At 68.9% G+C, this 16,828-nt stretch carries 10 protein-coding genes; 1 reads left to right on the top strand and 9 read right to left on the bottom strand.

What is annotated here, in order from left to right:
- Position 1: 1 nt before the first annotated feature.
- Positions 2-940 carry an NAD(P)/FAD-dependent oxidoreductase gene (locus IFT82_RS10330; RefSeq protein WP_192126346.1) on the top strand — a complete coding sequence of 313 codons (939 nt, stop codon included), beginning with the start codon at positions 2-4 and terminating at the stop codon, positions 938-940.
- A 10-nt stretch (positions 941-950) separates the two neighbouring features.
- Here IFT82_RS10330 and IFT82_RS10325 read toward each other — a convergent pair whose 3' ends face one another.
- The 9 genes from IFT82_RS10325 to IFT82_RS10285 form a co-directional block, all read right to left on the bottom strand.
- Positions 951-1,973 (bottom strand): SDR family oxidoreductase, encoded by a 1,023-nt coding sequence (locus IFT82_RS10325; protein WP_192126344.1) that lies wholly within the window; start codon positions 1,971-1,973, stop codon positions 951-953.
- An 81-nt stretch (positions 1,974-2,054) separates the two neighbouring features.
- Positions 2,055-2,858, bottom strand: a complete 804-nt coding sequence (locus IFT82_RS10320) for an SDR family NAD(P)-dependent oxidoreductase (RefSeq protein ID WP_192126342.1) — start codon at positions 2,856-2,858, stop codon at positions 2,055-2,057.
- Between the two features lie 10 nt (positions 2,859-2,868).
- The gene (locus tag IFT82_RS10315; RefSeq protein ID WP_192126340.1) at positions 2,869-4,407 is read right to left on the bottom strand and encodes a GMC oxidoreductase; all 1,539 of its coding nucleotides are present in this window, start codon (positions 4,405-4,407) and stop codon (positions 2,869-2,871) included.
- Positions 4,404-5,753, bottom strand: coding sequence for an alpha/beta hydrolase (locus IFT82_RS10310; RefSeq protein WP_192126338.1), 1,350 nt, complete (start codon positions 5,751-5,753; stop codon positions 4,404-4,406). The genes IFT82_RS10315 and IFT82_RS10310 overlap by 4 nt, the downstream gene beginning before the upstream one ends.
- Before the next feature lie 239 nt (positions 5,754-5,992).
- Positions 5,993-9,403: a glycosyl hydrolase 2 galactose-binding domain-containing protein gene (locus IFT82_RS10305; protein WP_192126337.1), complete on the bottom strand. Its 3,411-nt coding sequence runs from the start codon at positions 9,401-9,403 to the stop codon at positions 5,993-5,995.
- Between the two features lie 120 nt (positions 9,404-9,523).
- Entirely contained in the window at positions 9,524-10,447 is a 924-nt protein-coding gene (locus IFT82_RS10300) for an ROK family protein (RefSeq protein WP_192126336.1), read from the bottom strand.
- A 26-nt stretch (positions 10,448-10,473) separates the two neighbouring features.
- A complete protein-coding gene (locus tag IFT82_RS10295) occupies positions 10,474-11,811 on the bottom strand; it encodes an ROK family transcriptional regulator (RefSeq protein WP_192126335.1) in 1,338 nt (445 codons plus the stop codon).
- A gap of 114 nt (positions 11,812-11,925) precedes the next feature.
- On the bottom strand, positions 11,926-13,452 hold the full coding sequence (locus IFT82_RS10290) for a tryptophan halogenase family protein (RefSeq protein WP_192126334.1): 1,527 nt from the start codon (positions 13,450-13,452) through the stop codon (positions 11,926-11,928).
- A 106-nt stretch (positions 13,453-13,558) separates the two neighbouring features.
- Positions 13,559-16,678: a TonB-dependent receptor gene (locus tag IFT82_RS10285; protein ID WP_244646658.1), complete on the bottom strand. Its 3,120-nt coding sequence runs from the start codon at positions 16,676-16,678 to the stop codon at positions 13,559-13,561.
- Positions 16,679-16,828 lie beyond the last annotated feature (150 nt).

Genomic DNA, 16,828 nt, shown 5'->3' with positions numbered 1-16,828 from the left:
GATGCGGATCGGGATTGTCGGGGCCGGCATGGCGGGCCTGTCCTGCGCGACCGCGCTGGTGGAGGCGGGCCATGACGTCGTCGTGTTCGACAAGGGGCGTGGTCCGGGCGGTCGCATGTCGACGCGGCGGCTGACGACCGACCTTGGCGAGATCGGGTTCGATCACGGGGCGCAATACATGACCGCGCGCGACCCGGCGTTCGTCGCCCGGATCGAACGCTGGGCCGATGGCGGCCATGTCGCGCGCTGGGCGGCGGCGGGTGACGATGCCTGGGTCGGCACCCCGGCGATGAACGCCCCGATCCGCGATCTCGCCGCGCATCTGGACGTGCGCTGGCATCGCCGTATCGACCGGCTGACGCGGACCGGCGATGGCTGGGCCTGCCATGGCGACGATGTCGACGCGATGCCGTTCGACGCGGCGATCGTCGCGGTGCCCGCCGAACAGGTCGCCCCGCTGGTCGAGGCATACCGGCCGGACTGGGCCGGGCAGGCGCGGGCGACGCCGTCCGATCCGTGCTGGACGGTGATGGCGGCTTATGACCGGCGGCTGCCGATCGGGGCCGATCGTCTGGCCGACCGGGGCATCATCGCCTCCGCCGTGCGCAACTCGTCCAAGCCCGGTCGCGCCGCGGCGGAGGCGTGGGTATTGCAGGCGACCGCGGCATGGTCGACCGAGCATATCGAGGACGACCCCGCCAGCGTGGAAGGGGCGCTGATCGCGGCGTTCACCGAAGACAGCGGCGTGGACCTGCCGTCACCGATCGCCACCAGCGCCCATCGCTGGCGCTACGCGAAATCGGGACGGCTGGGTCAGGACGCGCTGTGGGACGGGGCGCGGCGACTGGGCGTCTGCGGCGACTGGCTGCCCGGCAGCCGGGTCGAGGCGGCATGGCTGTCGGGCAGGCGGCTGGCCGGGATGGTGGCGCCGCCGGCCTGACCCCCGGATATCAGCCGTTGCGGTTCGATCGTGACCGCAGGTGCGAGAGGCCGAAGCCGGCCAGCGCCCCCAGCCCGGCGATCCCGCCGCCGATCCCGATCTTGAGCATGTCACGCTGGCGCGACGTGAAGAATTCGTGCCGGTTCGAGATCGCGCGGTCGGTGGCGTCGCCGTCGATCCGGGCGGGGCCGGGCACGGGCGCATCGAGGTTGCCGGTCTTCGATCCCGTCGCGTCGCCCAGTTGCTGCTCCGCGAACCCGCTGGCCTGCCGGTCGGCGAAGTTCGGCACCAGCGCCTGCGCGATCGCCATCTGGAGCGTGGAGCGCCCCACCCAGATCTCGCGCTGGGGATGGTCGATCGCCGACACGATCGCCTCGGCGCACAGGCGCGGATCGAACAGCGGATCGGGCAGAACCTGTTCACGCCCGGTATGGTTACGCGCCCAGCCCGGCTGCGGCGTGTTGACCGCGGGCAGATAGACCACCGACAACGTCACCGGCACCTTGTCGCCGATCAGTTCGGCGCGCAGCGCATCGGTGAAGCCGGATACCGCGAACTTGGCGGCGCAATAGGCGGCCTGCAACGGCACCGCGCGAATCCCGAGACCCGACGACACCTGCACGATGGCCCCGTGTCCGCGCGGCTTCATATGGCGCAGCGCGGCCAGCGTGCCGTACACCTGGCTGAGATAGGTGGTCCCGGTGACCCGCTGATACTCCGCCGGGGTGATCCGGTCGGCTGGGGCCACCACGGTCGACATGGCGTTGTTCACCCATGCCCCGATCGGCCCCAGTTCCCGCTCGATCCGGTCGGCGGCGGCATCGACGGCCTCGGCATCGGCGACATCGGCGCTGATCGCCAGGATGGCCGTGCCGTGCGCCGCCAGCATGGCGCGCGCGGCGTCGAGCCGTTCCTGATCGCGCGCGATGATCGCGACCTGCCAGCCCGCCTTGGCCAGTCTTTCCGCCGTCGCCAGACCGATACCGGCGCTGCCGCCCGTCACTACTGCTGTTCTAGGCGCTGTTTTAGCCATCGTCATGATCCCGTGTCATCGTGTCACGGGACCAAGCGATCGACGCGCCGCTAATATCCCCATGACATCGTGGTGTTTATCTTATCCGGCGATGGTGAAGACGGACCCGGAATCCACCCGCAGGCCGGCCCCGTTGATGAAGCTGGCGCGCTCCGAACACAGGAAGGCGACCGCCGCCGCCACTTCCTCCGCGCGTCCGCGCCGCTTCAGGACCATGCCCGGCCGCTCCTCGGCGAGGAAGCTGTCGATCGCCGCCTCGAAGGGTTCGCCGCGCTCGTCGGCGCGCTTGCGCATCATCTTGTCGGTCATCGGCGTGGCGATGAAGGCGGGTGAGACGGTGTTCACCAGCACGTTATCGCCGCCATAGGCCTTGGAAAGCCCCTTCGCCAGGCTGAGGATGCCCGCCTTCGACGCGCAATAGGCCAGTTCGTCGACATAGGGCTGCACCGCGTCTTCGGAGGCGAACAGGACGATCCGGCCCCAGCCGCCACGACGCATCGCCGGAATGGCCTCGCGGCACATCCGCACCGCCCCCATCAGGTTGATGTCGAGCGTCTGTAGCCAGCCGGCATCGTCGACATCGAGGAAATCGCCCGTCGCCCCCGTGACGCCTGCGGCGTTGACGTAGATATCCGGATCGCCCAGCCGGTCGCGCACCGATGCCCAGATCGCCCGCACGTCATCGGGGTTCGTGACGTCGCCGGTGACCCCGATGACCTCGCCCAGCGACGACAGCTCGTCCACCGCCGCATCCAGCGTTCCGTCCGCTCGGTCGGTGACGGCGACGCGGACGCCCGCCTCCAGCAACAGCCGGGCGGTTTCCTTGCCCATGCCGGAATCCGCGCCGCTGACGAGCGCGATGCGATGGCCGATACCCAAATCCATGATGAACTCCTCAACGGTCCGAGGTGAGAAAACGGTCGGCGGTGCGCAGCGACAGCGCCATGATCGTGAGCGCGGGGTTGGCCGCCAGCGCGCTGGGGAAGACGGAGTTGTCGCAGATCAGCAGATTGGGGATGTCGAAGCTGCGCCCGTCGGGATCGACCACCGCCCGGTCGCCGTCATGCCCCATGCGGCAGGTGCCGATGGTATGCGCGGAGCGATCGACCGCCAGCACGTCCTGCGCGCCCGCCGCTTGCCAGATCGCGGTCAGGGTGCGCCGCGCATGGCGATCGATCGCCTGTTCGTTGGCGTGATAGCTGAAATCGATCCGCGCCTTGCGATGCCCGAAGGCGTCGGTTTCGTCGGCCAGCGTCAGCCGGTTGTCGGCATGGGGCAGACATTCGCCGTTGATGCCGATCCCCGCCATCCGGTTGTAGCCGCGCAGCATCGCCTCCAGCCGCGCGCCCCACATGCCCGCGCCGCGCGCCAGCCCGTTGGCCAGATTGACGGGCAGCACGCCCAGGCTCTGGATCAGGTAGCCGCCGGCGCAGCCCGCGTCGCCCGGTCGTATCATGTCCTCGCTGATGAGGGACGAGGGGTAGCCGCGGTTCATCCGCATGTCGGCATCGAACCGGCCCCAGACCTGCGTCGCGACATGCGCCATGAAGTTACGCCCGACCTGACCGCTGGAATTGGCGATGCCCAGATTGAGCAGCAGGCGCGGCGTCTCCACCCCGCCGGCGCACAGGAAGACGGTGGAACAGCGCTGGCGACGTTCCTCGCCGTCCTGATGGTAGACGACCGCGCCGATCCGGCCCGTGCCGTCGAACTCGAACGACAGCACCCGGCATCCGGCCCGGATATCGGCGCCATGGGCGGCGGCGACGGGCAGGTAGGTGGTGTCCATGCTGGTCTTGGCGGCGTTGCGGCATCCCTGATGGCAGGTGCCGCAATTGACGCAGGCCTGACGCTGTCCCCAGTGCGGCTGGTCGTGATCGCGCGACACGAGCGCGGCGGGCGCATCGGTGGCGATGATGCCGGTCGCCGCGCAGCCGCGCGCCATCGCGTCTGCCGCCGCGTTGCGGGGCACGGGCGGGTAGGCGTAGCGGCGGGCCGCGTCCCATGGATAGGCGGCGGGACCCGACACGCCGGTGAACCGCTCCACCTCCTCGATATAGCGGATCAGTTCGGCATGGTCGATCGGCCAGTCGGCGCCTTCGCCGGTCAGCGTCTTCAGCCGCAGGTCACGGGGGTCGGGGCGGGGGCAGAAGGCACCCCAGTGCAGCGTCGATCCGCCCACGCCCATGCCCGAATTGTTCGACCCGAACGCGGTGGGGGTGGCGCCGCCGCTCAGCCGTTCCTCCATCCAGTAGATGTCGGCCGCGACCTCGTCCGCGACGTGATCGTCGGGGCGGAAGGCGCGTCCCGCCTCCAGCGCGACCACCGACAGGCCCGCCTTGGCGAGACGGGCGGTCAGCGGTGCGCCGCCCGCGCCCGTGCCGATCACGACCGCGTCGACAGGCGTCGTCGCGTCATGCCCGATCGTGCTCACGCCACCGGCTCCGGCGCGATTTGCCAGGCTTCCGGATCGTCGGCACCGGTGCGGGTATAGCCCTGCTTGCGGGGACGATCGCCGCCCACGGCGAACCCGTCATAACCGATCGCCGCCATGGTCGCGGGCAGCGACATCCAGGTGCGGGCCGTTTCGGCGCGGACGTCCTCGAACCACAGTGCCATCTGCGCGGGGGAAAGCCGCGCCCCGTCATCCGCGATGCCGACTTCCCCGCCGGCGAGGCGATCCAGCCAGTCCGCCCGGGCGGCGGACGGCAGCATCGCGAAATCGCCGGTGACGGCGTTCAACGTCGCCAGCCCGCGCCGCCATGCCTCGGCATCGGGCGGCAGCGCGGCGAAGCGCCAGCCGTCGCCGGGGCCGTCGGCGATCCCCGTCAGGATGCGATCGGCCAGATCGCCACCGCCACCGGGCAGGACCTGCGCGACCAGTGCGGCGACGGTTTCCCGGTCGAGGTCGGTCCAGGGCGCGGTCGCCGGCACCGGGGGGCGCATCCGGTCCAGCATCGCGGCGCGCGTCCTGCGGCTGACCCGGTCGGAGGCGAGGAGCCGGACGAAATCCGCCGGCAGCATCGACGTCGCGACCATCGCGGCATGATCGCGGATCAGGGCGGCGAGCGCCTCCGGTTGCTCATAGGGGATCAGGTGCGCCGCATCCGGCACGACCCGCAGATCGGCCGTGACATAATGTGGCAGGTTGAGCCGGCGTTGCGCGTCCTCGCCCAGATCGCCGTCCTCCGCCCCGGCGACGATCAGCGCGGGGATGGTGATCCGTCCCGCCGCGGCGCGCCAGTCCTCGCGGCTGCCGCGCTCCAACCAGCCCAGCCACGCTTCCCGGTTCGAGCGCATCACGTCGGCGATGGCGCGGTCGCGCAGGGCACCCGGCAGCGGCGCGGCGGTGTTGGCATCGACGAAGGTCGCGGCATCACCTTGGGCGATGCGCCCGTCGGCGAACCAGCGGATCATCCCGGCCCGGCGATCCTCGTCCATCGGTTCGGGCGCGGGGGGCGAGGCCGCGACCAGCACGACACCCAGCACGCCGGACAATCCGGCATCACCGGCGGCAGCGCGCGCGGCGACCAAAGTCGCGATCTTGCCGCCCATGCTGTGCCCGACGATCACGCACGATGCCATCCGGCGGGCGCGTATCAGGTCCGCCAGCCAGTCCGTCATCGCCGCCACGTCGGCATGGCCGGCATCGGCGGCATCGCCGAAGCCGGGCAGGTCGAGCGCGAGACATTCGTATCCGCCCAGACGGTCGATGACCTGTGTCCACTCCCCCGCGCTGGCGCCGAGCGCGTGGAGAAACACCAATGTCGGTCCGGTCATGCAGCCTCGTCAAATCCAGGTTCATGCCGGACGCCGGGGAGCGCTTGTCCGTTCCTTGGGCAGCGTCGCAAAAAATGATCTCGATCAACTTGGCGACGGTTTCGGATACGAAGGGGTGGCCCGTCGCGCCTGTCATCAGGCGCGACGGTGAAGGACCGCCCGACGTTGTTCGCGGCGTGTGCCGGGGGCCGTATCCCGGTTACATGCCAGCCGTGCCGCCCCGGCCCATGGCATCGCCGTCAGCGTGGTGGCACGGCGGCGCCACCGGTCGGGACCGATCCCTCCGCGACGTTCCAGCCCCGCAAGGTGAGGCGGGGGGCCGCCCCGACCGTCGCGGGATAGCGGACCGTCACCGTCTTCCGCTCGCCCGGTAGGAGCGAGACGTAATTGTCGCTGTAATAGGCGGGCAGGATACGCTGGCCCGCCGCATCGACCAGCGTCAGCTTCGCGTTGAGCGCCGGCACCCCGGTATCGTTCGCCAGCGTCACGGTGATCGCCCTGTCCTCGCCATCGACGACCGGCGCGGTGGCGCTGGTCGTGAGGGCGGCGGGGGCCAGGGCGTTCAGGGCGCGATAGGCGGTGGTGTCGCGGCCGCGCCAGTAGAAGTTCTCCGATACCGTCCGTCCGGCGGCATCGTTCAGCGTCAGGCTGACCAGCACCATCGGATGCGCGGCGAACAGCCGGTCGAGCGGGACGGCGGCCAGCGCCGTGGCCCGGTTGGCCAGCGCATCGACCCGGTCGGTGCGGGTGAACAGGTCGGCGTTGTCGAGCCCGACGACCCGCACCTTCGCGGTCAGGCCACGGGCGTCCGCGCGGGTGGTGTTCAGCACGACCAGTTCGTTGCCGGGCATGTTCAGCTGGACGTGGAGCGGCTCCACCGCCTTCTTCGCACCGTAATAGGCGGCATGGGTGTCGTAATCCCACGAATAGATCTGCCACGCGTTCGACGGCCAGGCGGGATGCGTCATCCACAGCAGCCGGCCGGAATTCTTCGTCCAGAGGTGTCCCTGATACCCCTCGTACATCGCCTTGTGCGTTTCGAGGTTCATCATCTGCGCCTTGCGCTCGAAATCGGCGAAGCTGGTGCCCGCGCCGAACATCGTGTCGAGCGTCTGCATGAACGTCTTCGTGTCGCCGTTCCCCGCGAAATGCCAGTCGTGATAGGCGAGCACGTCGCCCAGCGGCCAGCGGTCGGCGGCGGGGGTGTAGCTGGCGACGGATTCGGCGGTGGACAGCGAGGGCGTGCCCGTCTCCACCGAGAAACCGGTGGCGAGATCGGTGAAATAGCCGACCGGCGGCCGGTAGTTATAGGGGCCGGAGCCCTGCAGGTTCACGACGTTCGAGCTGCCGGTGAACCAGCGGGTGCCGTCCAGTTCGAACACCGCCTTGTCCAGCCCCTCGTTCAGCGCCGGATAGGGCACGCCCTCGTTACGGCCGAACCACAGGACGATCGAGGGGTGGTTGCGATAGCGGGCGATGGTGTCGCGCGCGTTGGCGAGGAACAGGCCGGCATCGTCCGGCTCGATCTGGAAATTCTGGGTCGACTGCCAGAAATCGTTCAGGATCATCATGCCGTTCTCGTCGGCGAGATCGTAGAACTCCTCTTCGGAATTATTGCCCATCCAGTTGCGGATGACGTTCATGTGCGCCTCCTTCTGAAGGCGGAAGAACGGTTTCAGCCAGTCGTAGCTGACCCGCTTCATCGCGTCGTCCATGCCCCAGTTGCCCCCGCGCGCGGCGATCTTCACGCCGTTGACCCGGATAGTCAGATGCGGTTCGGGAAGCACCTCGTCGATCGCGGTCACCGCCTTCGACGTGGTGCCGGCGGCGGTCAGCGATTCCGCCCAGCCGCGCGGGGATTCCTTGATCGCCCCGTGCCGGACGTCGATCAGCCTGGCCCCGGCCAGGGCGCCGTCGGTGGTCTGGACGTTGACGCGGCGGAGCGCGCCCCCGGCATCGAACAGCGACAGGTCGTAGCTCACCTCGCGGATGCCGAACCGGTCCTGCCGGCTGTCGGACAGGCCGGCGGCGTCGCTGACCTGATAGGTGACGTCGTACAGGTACGGGTCGCCATAGCCGTTGGGCCACCACAATCGGGGATCGGCGACGCGCAGCTGGCGGAATTCGGCGGGCGTGAACGCGATCTCGCTGCGGCCGGCGGGGGCGGTGACGGTCTTGTCGACGGTCACGCCGGCAAAGGCGACGCGGACCGTGACCGGCCTGGCGGTGCCGGCGTTCTCGATCGGCACGGTGACGTAGATGTCGGCGCGGTCGGTACGCGGCAGCGGCAGATCGGTGACGACATGCGGGTCGAGGATGCGGATGTCGCCGTGCGCGATCAGCTCGACCGGGCGCCACAGCCCGGTGTTGCGGTCACGGATGCCGGGTATCCAGTCCCACCCCTCGGTCGCGACGAAGGTGGGGCCGTCGATGGCGAGCTGGCCGCCATTCTCGCCGACCCCCGCCGTCACCGACTGTTCGTGCGGGATGCCGGGATGCGGGGGCGGCGACACGCGCACCGCGATCACGTTTTCGCCGGCGACCGGCAGATAATCGAACTGACCCCGGATGAAGGCGCCGCGCGTGTCGCCCAGACGGCGGCCGTTCGCCCACATCTCCGCCGCGTAGTTGACGCCGCCGAACATGATCGTCAGCCGCTTGCCCGCCGCCGCCGGGGGCACGGTGAAGCTGGTGCGGTACCAGTAATCCTGCCGCGCCAGGCTTTCCGGGATTTTGAGGTTGTTGAGGCCGTAATAGGGATCGGGATAGACGCCGCGATCGACCAGCGTCTGCAACACGGTGCCGGGCACGGTCGCGGCCCGCCAGCCATCGGCGCGGACGCCGGGGCGGGACAAGGCGGCACCATCGCCCGTCACCTCGGGCGCGGCGGCGAGTTGCCAGCCGTTGATCTGCCAGCGACCGGGGGCGACCGGCTGCACCACGGGCGCGGTCGATACCGGCTTGGCGACCGGGGCGGTGAAGGCCCCGCCCTTCGACTGCGGCAGCGTCCACGCGTCCTGCTGTCGGGTGAGGCCGATGCTCGCCTGCTTCTGGAACGGCCAGCCGACGCCGACCTGCCATAGCTGCACGACCGCAAAATCGGGGCGGGCGCGGATGGCGGCGGTGACCTCCGCCGGCGACAGGGCGGTATCGTGGACCGCCGCACCGACCAGCGTGCCACCGAAATGCGGGCGGCCGGGCAGGGCGGGGGCGATCAGGAGCGTCGGCGTCACCGCGGCCGCGGCGGCACGCCCACCGGCCACCCGGCGGCCATCGACATAGAGCGTCAGCGCTCCTCCGTCCGACACCGCCGCGACATGCGTCCAGCGGCCCGCCGCCAGCGCGGGACCGCGAACGACCGTCCGGCCATCATGGATGGCGACGCGGCCGTCGTCGATCGTCAGCGCCCGCCCGTCGCCGATCGCGATCAGCGTGACGATTCCGGCCATGTCGCGATCGGCGCGAACCCAGCTCGTCAGGCTGTACGGCGCGCCGGCGGCGGCGAGGCCGGTCGCCCCCGGCAGCGGTCGTTCGATCCCGATCCCGCCGGGCAGGAAGCTGGCATTATACGGCCCGCCATCGGCAGGCACCGCCGCCGACGACGGCAGGGCGGCCAGCGCGATCGTCAACGTCGACGCCAATGCTGACATCGCAGTGCCCCAATGCGCGCGCCTGTTCCGGACCATCATGCCATCCCCCCTGAATTCATTCTTGATTGCCCGCGATACCATGGCACCACGGCGGTTGCCGAATTAAGACATCATCTTTCGTTATTCGGCAAGCGGCTTTGACCTGGTGTTATGGCCGGACAATGCCAGCGCGATCGGGCCGAGCGGCCCGGCGGCGATGCCGAGACCGGGCGCGCGGACATAGCCCGCATCGCGCGGCGGCAGTTGCAGATAATCGCCGATCAGCGCCCGCAGCCGCCGGTCGATCGCATCGATCAGATAGGGGCGGTGCGCGATCACCCCGCCGCCGATCAGCAGTCGGCGCGGGCCGGTGGCCGACACCAGCGCCTGTGCCATCTGCGCCAGCGCGTCGACGACGGTCAGCCAGACGGGATGATCGTCCGCCAGATGTTCGCCCCGACCACCGAGCCGCGCGGCGATGGCCGGGCCGGCGGCCAGCCCCTCTACACAGTCGCCGTGATAGGGGCAGGCGCCGGACCAGTCATCGCCGGCGAGACGGGCGATCCGCATATGCCCGGCTTCGCAATGGCCCAGCCCCCGCGTGGGACGGCCGTTGACGATCAGGCCGACGCCGACGCCGGTGCCCACGGTAATGTAGGCATAGTCGTCCAGCCCCTGCGCGGCCCCCCATCGCCCTTCGGCCAGGGCGGCGCCGTTCACGTCCGTATCGAACGTCACGGCAACCGGATAGCGCGCGGCGAGACGGTCGGCGACGGGCGTATCGCGCCAGCCCGGCTTGGCGGTCGAGGTGATATGACCATAAGCCGGCGATGCCGGGTCGAGGTCCACCGGGCCGAACGAGGCGACACCCAGCGAGGCGAAGGCGCGAACGTGCCACCATTCGTCCAGCACCGCCTCGATCCCCGCCAGCGTCTCGGTCGGGGAGGTGGTGGGAATCGATCGCTGGTCGATGATCGCATGTCCGGCGTCGGCCAGCGCGACGATGCACTTGGTGCCGCCCAGTTCCACGCCGGCGATGCCGGCGCGCTTCAGATCGTGATTCATTGAAACCTCTTGAAATCTTGTCGGTATCAGGACGCGCTTGCCAGGGCGGGAGGCATGGCGCGGACATGCTGGCGGATGGCCGAGGAATCGGCGGGCAGCATCAGATGGCCGAACGGCAGCAGCGCGGCGCCGACCGCCGGCGAATCCTCGGCCAGCGCGCCCGCCTCGATCGGGGCGAGGGCGGGGATATGGCCGCCTTGCGCGGCGATCAGGTCGGTGGTGCGACGCGCGAGCCGGTGAACCAGCGCGATCGGCAGGCGGCCGCCGATGAGGATCGCGCCCGGATTGAGCAGGCAGTTGACCGCGATCAACGGCTGGACCAGCGCCTGCGCGGCACGCTCCACCCATTCGTCCACGATCGCGCGAGCGGCAGGATCGGCCGTGCCGGGTTCATGGCTGCCCCCGGCGGGCGCGGCATCGGCCAGCATCCGGTTCAGCCCGGCGAGCGAGACGATGTTCTGCAACGCGGTCCGCCCGCCGGCGCCGTCGTCGACCGTCATGAAGCCGATCTCGCCGCTGCGGCCATCGGCGCCGCGATCGTACAGGGCGTTGACGACGACGCCGCCGCCCAGCCCGAACGTGACGAGCAGATAGAAGAAACTGGCGACATGCTGGCCCAGCCCGAACTGCATCTCTCCGATCGCCGCCGCGGCGGCATCGTTCTCGACCAGCACAGGGATGTCGCGGGGCTCGTCGAACACCCCGCCGAACAGCGCCGGGATGTCGGTGGAGGACCAGCAGTCGTATCCCGCAGGCCGGCCGGGCAGATCGACCGCGCCGAGATCGTCGGGCAGGGCGACGCCGATCCCCATGATCGCATGGGCGGGCATCGCCGCCCGGTGGAGCAGCGGACCGACCTCTTCCCGGAAGAAGCGGCGGACGTCGGCGGGCATCGGGAAGGGCAGGTCGCGGCCGATGCGCGCACGCACCGTGCCGCTGAAATCGGCCGCGACCATCGTCAGATGATCGCGATCGATGTTGATGCCGATCGAGAACGCGCCATCGGCGCGGATCACGAGGCGGGTCGCGGGTTGCCCGCGCCCGCCGCGCCGCTGGCCTGCCCGTTCCAGATATCCCTCTTCGAGCAGGCGGTTGGTGATGTTCGCCACGGTGGCCGGCGTCAGCCCCGTCACCCCGGCGATCGCGGCACGGGTCGAGGGACCGGCGATCCGGATGGTGTGGAGCACGACGCGCTGGTTGTGCAGGCCGGCATGTTCGATGTTCGCCCCGAACAGCCGGCTGGTGTCGCCGCCAGCGGGCCGGGCGCCGGGTTGAACGCCGGGCTGACCATTGGCGCTGGCCGGGGATGGGGCCGAAGCGGGGGGCGGGGCCGAAGCGGGGGGTGGGACCGGGTCACTGACCATTATCCCTTCCACCCTACGGCCCGCGCGCAATGGATCAATCGTTTTGCCGAATTCAACGGTATCGGCATGTAATGGGTCCGGATCAAGGCCGGCCGCCGGGTCGGCAGGACGGGATCATGCCGGTCGCAGCCGGTCGAGGAAGCGGACATGGGGTTCGGCATGGGCCAGCGTGGCGGCGATCGCCGCCTGCATCCGCGCGAAGGTGTCGGCCAGTTCGGCGGTGGTGAACTGGTCGGCCAGCGGCGAGTGGCGAACCGGCAGGTCTTCGAACCCGGTATACATGCTGAGCCAGCTGGGGTCCTGGAACGTATCCCATTCGTTGCGGACGAACTCCCCGCCGGCCCGCCATGCGTCGACCTTGACCTGCAGGGTTTCCGGTGGGGCCAGACCGCGCATGTGATCCCAGAAGGGTTCGCCCTCGCGCCGGTTCGACCAGTAATGGAGGAACAGGAAGTCGCGGATCCGTTCGAACTCCAGCACCGACTGGCGGTTGTAGGTCGCCGCCAGCCGGGGGTCCATCGCCCGGTCCGGGAACAGCGCAACGAGACGTTCCAGCCCCGACTGGATCAGGGTGATGCTGGTCGATTCCAGCGGTTCGAGAAACCCCGACGACAGGCCGAGGCCGACGACGTTGTTTTCCCAGAACCGGGCGCGGTGGCCGGTGGTGAAGCGCAACCGGTTGGGCGCGGCCAGCGGCGCCCCCTCGATATGGGCGACCAGCACATCCTCGGCCGCGGCATCGTCGATGAAGTCCGAGCAGTAGACATGGCCGTTGCCGATGCGGTGGCGCAGCGGGATATGCCACTGCCAGCCGGCGCTGCGCGCGGTCGCGGTGGTCAGCGGCCTGTGCGCGTCGACCGCCGCGGCGCAGGGGATGGCGACGGCGCGGTCGCACGGCAGCCAGTGGCGCCAGTCGACATAGGGCACGCCCAGCGCCTCGCCCAGCAACAGGCTGCGAAAGCCCGAACAGTCGATCCACAGGTCACCGTCGATGCGGCGGCCATCGGCCAGCGTCACCCCCTCGATCCGGCCATCGCCGCCGTGGCGGTGGACATGGTCGATCCGCGCGTCGACATGCGCGACGCCGTTGGCCCGTGCCAGCCGCCCGAGCAAAGCGGCGAACTTCGACGCGTCGAAATGGACCGCGAAGTCGAACACGCCGAGATCGTTCTGCGGCCGGTCCGTCGGCGGCAGGAACAGGCCGCGTTCCGCCAGTTGCGTACACAGGCTGAACCGGTCGAGCGGCGTCGTATCGCCGGCGGCGCGCATCTTCAGCCAGTATTGATGGAAGGCGACGCCGCGCGCTGGCATGCCGTAAAGGCCGAAAGGGTGGAAGAAGGCATGGTCCGGCCGTTGCCAGCCGGCGAAGCGGATGCCGTATTTGATCGTGCCCTCGGTCTCGCGCAGCACCTCCGGTTCGCCCAGTTCGATCGCCGCGAAGAAATCGCGGATCGCCGGCACGGTCGCTTCGCCGACGCCCACCGTACCGATCGCGCTGCTTTCGATGACAGTGATCGACAGGCGCAGATGCGCGAGCCGGCGGGCGAGATAGGTCGCCGCCATCCAGCCGGCGGTCCCGCCGCCGACGATGACGATCGACCGGATCGGGGAAGAAGAAGAGGAGAAAGCGTCGCTATCCATGCCGCCACCGTAACAGGATGATGAAACCCGGACCGATCGAAAAAAACGCCGCATCGACCGGGTGGCGGATGCGGCGCGAGGCTGGGAGGATGATGGTGCGAACCGATCAGAACTTGACGCGGACCCCGCCGATGAAGCGACGTTCGTAGACGTTCTCGTACAGGACCTGATCGGAGAAGGTCAGGTAGTAACGCTCGGTTTCCGCCGTCAGGTTCGACGCCTGACCGTAGAGGGTGACGTTCGGCAGGATATCGTAGCTGACCGAGGCATCGAGATAACTGGTCGGCTTCTGATACTGCGCCAGCCCGCCGATGCCGCCGTAATCGGACGAGACCAGACGCTTCGAGCGGTAGTTGTAGGCGACGCGGGCCTGGAACCCATATTGCTCGTACCACAGGGCGGCGTTCGCCTGATGCTTCGAATTGTCCTGGAACGGCTGCTTGTTGCCGGCCAGATCGGTCAGCCCGGCATCGCCCAGCGACAGCGTGTAGTTGGCATCGACACCGAAGCCGCCGACGAAGCCGCCGACGCCGTAATCGGCCAGCGACTGCTTGGTCGACAGTTCGACGCCCTTCAGCGTGCCGCCTTCGCCCTGCACCGCGGTGCGGACCGGGACCGGGCGACGGATCACGCCGTCATTGTCGGGAATGTCGTTGCGGAAGATGGTGGCGTTGGCGATGAAGCTGTCGACCGAGATGTAGAACACACCCGCCGCGATCAGGCTGGACCGGCCGGTGTAGTATTCCACGCTCGCCTCGACATTGTCGGCGCGCCACGGATCGAGCTGCGGATTGCCGCGGGCGTTGGCGCCCGTCGCCTCGAACCGGTTGGGCGTGATCTGCGTGTTGATCGCATAATCGACGTTCAGGCCACCACCCCATTGCAGGAAGTCGAGCAGCGTCATCGTCTTCGAATAGGCGGCGCGGGCGCGCAGCTTGTCGGTCAGGTCGACCGCGACGTTGAACGCCGGCAGGAAATCGGTGAAGTCGCGCTTCGTCACGACGTCGCCGGTATCCCGGCCCGACAGGCCATAGGGCTGCGGCGCACCGACGATGTTCTGGCGGACGCTGAAGCGCGTGTTGACGACGCGCAGGCCGCCATTGGCGCGGAACGGCAGGCCGAAGATGTCGCCTTCGCCGCTGACTTCGGCATAGCCCGAAATCTGCTTCAGATCGATGCCGAACGAGTCCGCCGGGTTCACGTTGTTGATGCTGCCCGGATAGAACTTGTTCTGGAACGCCTCGGAATCGTCCATCGCCTTCGGGTCGAGGACGTACAGCGGCGGCGTACCGGCGGCGGGCAGCGAATATTGCTTCATGAGCCCGGCGAACACGGGGTCGCTGGCCAGCCGGGTGTAACCGGCGGTGTAGGCCGCACCCGATGCGTCGCGCACGCTGCACGCGCCGTCGTTCAGGTTGACGTCGAACGCCTTCCACTTGACCAGGCAGCCGGCGGCCGGGTTCTGCGCGTTGTCGCGGTTGCCGGCGTAGAAGGGCGAAACCCGCTCGAAGGTGAACTGATCGACGCTGCGCTTGCCGTAGCGGCCCCCGACCTTCAGCGAGAACTGCTCGCTCGGGCTCCATTCGGCGTCGCCGCGGAAGGCGTACATGTCGCCGTCCTGATAGACGTTGTTCTCCGACGAGATCGTCTTCAGACCATAACGCCCGAGATCCTGGGTCTGGGTCAGGAACGCCTGGGGGAAGGTGAAGACGGGGGCGCCGCTGCTGTAGTCGACCGTGGCCTGCTGGCTGTAGGGGGCATAGCCGGTCGGGTTGAAGCGCACATCGCCGCCCAGCGCGGCGGGATAGTTGCCGACGCCGCTATAGGCCCATTGCGTGCCGTTGGTCAGGCTGAACTGCGTGTAGGACTGATCCGACTTGCGGCTGGCCTTGCCATAGACGCCGCGAACGGTCGCCTTCAGGTTGCCGCCATTGTCCCAGTCGAGCTGCAGGTTGTAGTTCTGCGATTCCGACTTGATCCGGAACGTTTCCGCATAGCTGTCGAAATTCGGCATGTCGTACTGGTAGGTCTGGACAGTGTTCAGATCGAGCAGCGTGCCGCGCTGATCGCGGATGCCGGCGCCGGTGTTGGTCGACCGGGTCGGCAGGAAGGGCGACGACTGCCAGTCGATCGCGGCGAACTGGAAGCCGGCGGTCCGGTCATACTGGGTCTGGCGGGTGTAGAAACCGTCGGCGGTCAGCTTCAGCGCGTCGTTGATCTGGAACTGGAGCGAGGCGTTGGCGCCGAAACGCTCGCGGCTGGTGATGCGGTTCCACGCGGTGTGCGCCTGCGGGGTGATGAAGGCGTCATTGGCATCGCCGTCGCCGTTCACGTCATAGCCGACGATGGCGCCGTTCTGACGCACCGCCGTGCCGCGGAACTGGCCCGCGGGCAGGCCGACGCCGAAATCGTTCCGGGTCACGCCGTTGTCGACGAAGTTGCGCTCGCTGCGGATCGCCACGCCGTAATCCTGGACGCCGCGATAGCTGTTGCCCAGCGTCAGGTCGCTGTACGCCGCCGACACCAGCAGGCCGACGCGGCCGGCATTGTACGACAACAGGCCGTTGACCGACGGATTGAACTTGTCGGTCCGGTCGCCATACTGCGCCTCGGCGGCGGCGGACATGGTCAGGCCGCGCTTCAAGTCGAACGGCCGGCGGGTCAGCAAGTCGACGGTGCCGGTCAGGCCCGCCTGCTGGAGCGAGGCGGTCGGCGACTTGAACACGGTGGCGCCGGAAAACAGCTGCGACGGGATGTCGGTGAAGTTCGGCTGCACCGAGGTGACCGAGTTGGCGCCCAGGAACTGCTCGCCGTTCATCAGCGTCGTGACCTGCGGCAGGCCACGGATGTTGACCTCCGCGCCCTCGCCGGCGCTGCGACGGATCTGGACGCCGGAGATGCGCTGGAGCGAATCGGAGATGGTGACGTCGGGCAGCTTGCCGATGTCCTGCGCGCTGATCGCCTCGACGACGCTGTCGGCGTTGCGCTTCACCTCGATCGACCGGGCCTGCGATGCGCGGATGCCGGTGACGACGATATCGGCGTCGCCGTCCGACTGATCGGGCGCCGCGACCGGGTCCTGACTGGTGGCGGGGGCGCCGGCGGTGTTGCCGGTCTGTGCCGCAGCGGAAGTCGCCGTCAGCGCGACGATACCCAGCATGACGGGCGATGCCGCCGAAACCAGCAACATACGGCGCAGCGGCTTGCGAAAATCACCCATCATCATCCTCCCACGTCGGCATCCGCTGACAATCCTGCCGCCGATGCCTTTTCTTAAGTCATTTTTATTTATTCAATCGGCCCCGGCGCCGTCAAGATTCGTCGCGTGGGCCGGTGGCTGGATCGTCAAGTTTCAGGGGCCAGTGTGACGTATTGG

This window comes from Sphingomonas sp. CFBP 8760 (assembly GCF_014841615.1).
Taxonomy (GTDB): domain Bacteria; phylum Pseudomonadota; class Alphaproteobacteria; order Sphingomonadales; family Sphingomonadaceae; genus Sphingomonas.
This window is presented reverse-complemented; position numbering and strand designations above follow the sequence as displayed.

Coding starts and splice junctions, on each gene's coding strand:
- IFT82_RS10310 (WP_192126338.1), bottom strand. CDS start 5,753: ATGACCGGACCGACATTGGTGTTTCTCCACGCGCTCGGCGCCAGCGCG.
- IFT82_RS10285 (WP_244646658.1), bottom strand. CDS start 16,678: ATGATGATGGGTGATTTTCGCAAGCCGCTGCGCCGTATGTTGCTGGTT.
- IFT82_RS10290 (WP_192126334.1), bottom strand. CDS start 13,452: ATGGATAGCGACGCTTTCTCCTCTTCTTCTTCCCCGATCCGGTCGATC.
- IFT82_RS10330 (WP_192126346.1), top strand. CDS start 2: ATGCGGATCGGGATTGTCGGGGCCGGCATGGCGGGCCTGTCCTGCGCG.
- IFT82_RS10325 (WP_192126344.1), bottom strand. CDS start 1,973: ATGGCTAAAACAGCGCCTAGAACAGCAGTAGTGACGGGCGGCAGCGCC.
- IFT82_RS10295 (WP_192126335.1), bottom strand. CDS start 11,811: ATGGTCAGTGACCCGGTCCCACCCCCCGCTTCGGCCCCGCCCCCCGCT.
- IFT82_RS10320 (WP_192126342.1), bottom strand. CDS start 2,858: ATGGATTTGGGTATCGGCCATCGCATCGCGCTCGTCAGCGGCGCGGAT.
- IFT82_RS10300 (WP_192126336.1), bottom strand. CDS start 10,447: ATGAATCACGATCTGAAGCGCGCCGGCATCGCCGGCGTGGAACTGGGC.
- IFT82_RS10305 (WP_192126337.1), bottom strand. CDS start 9,403: ATGTCAGCATTGGCGTCGACGTTGACGATCGCGCTGGCCGCCCTGCCG.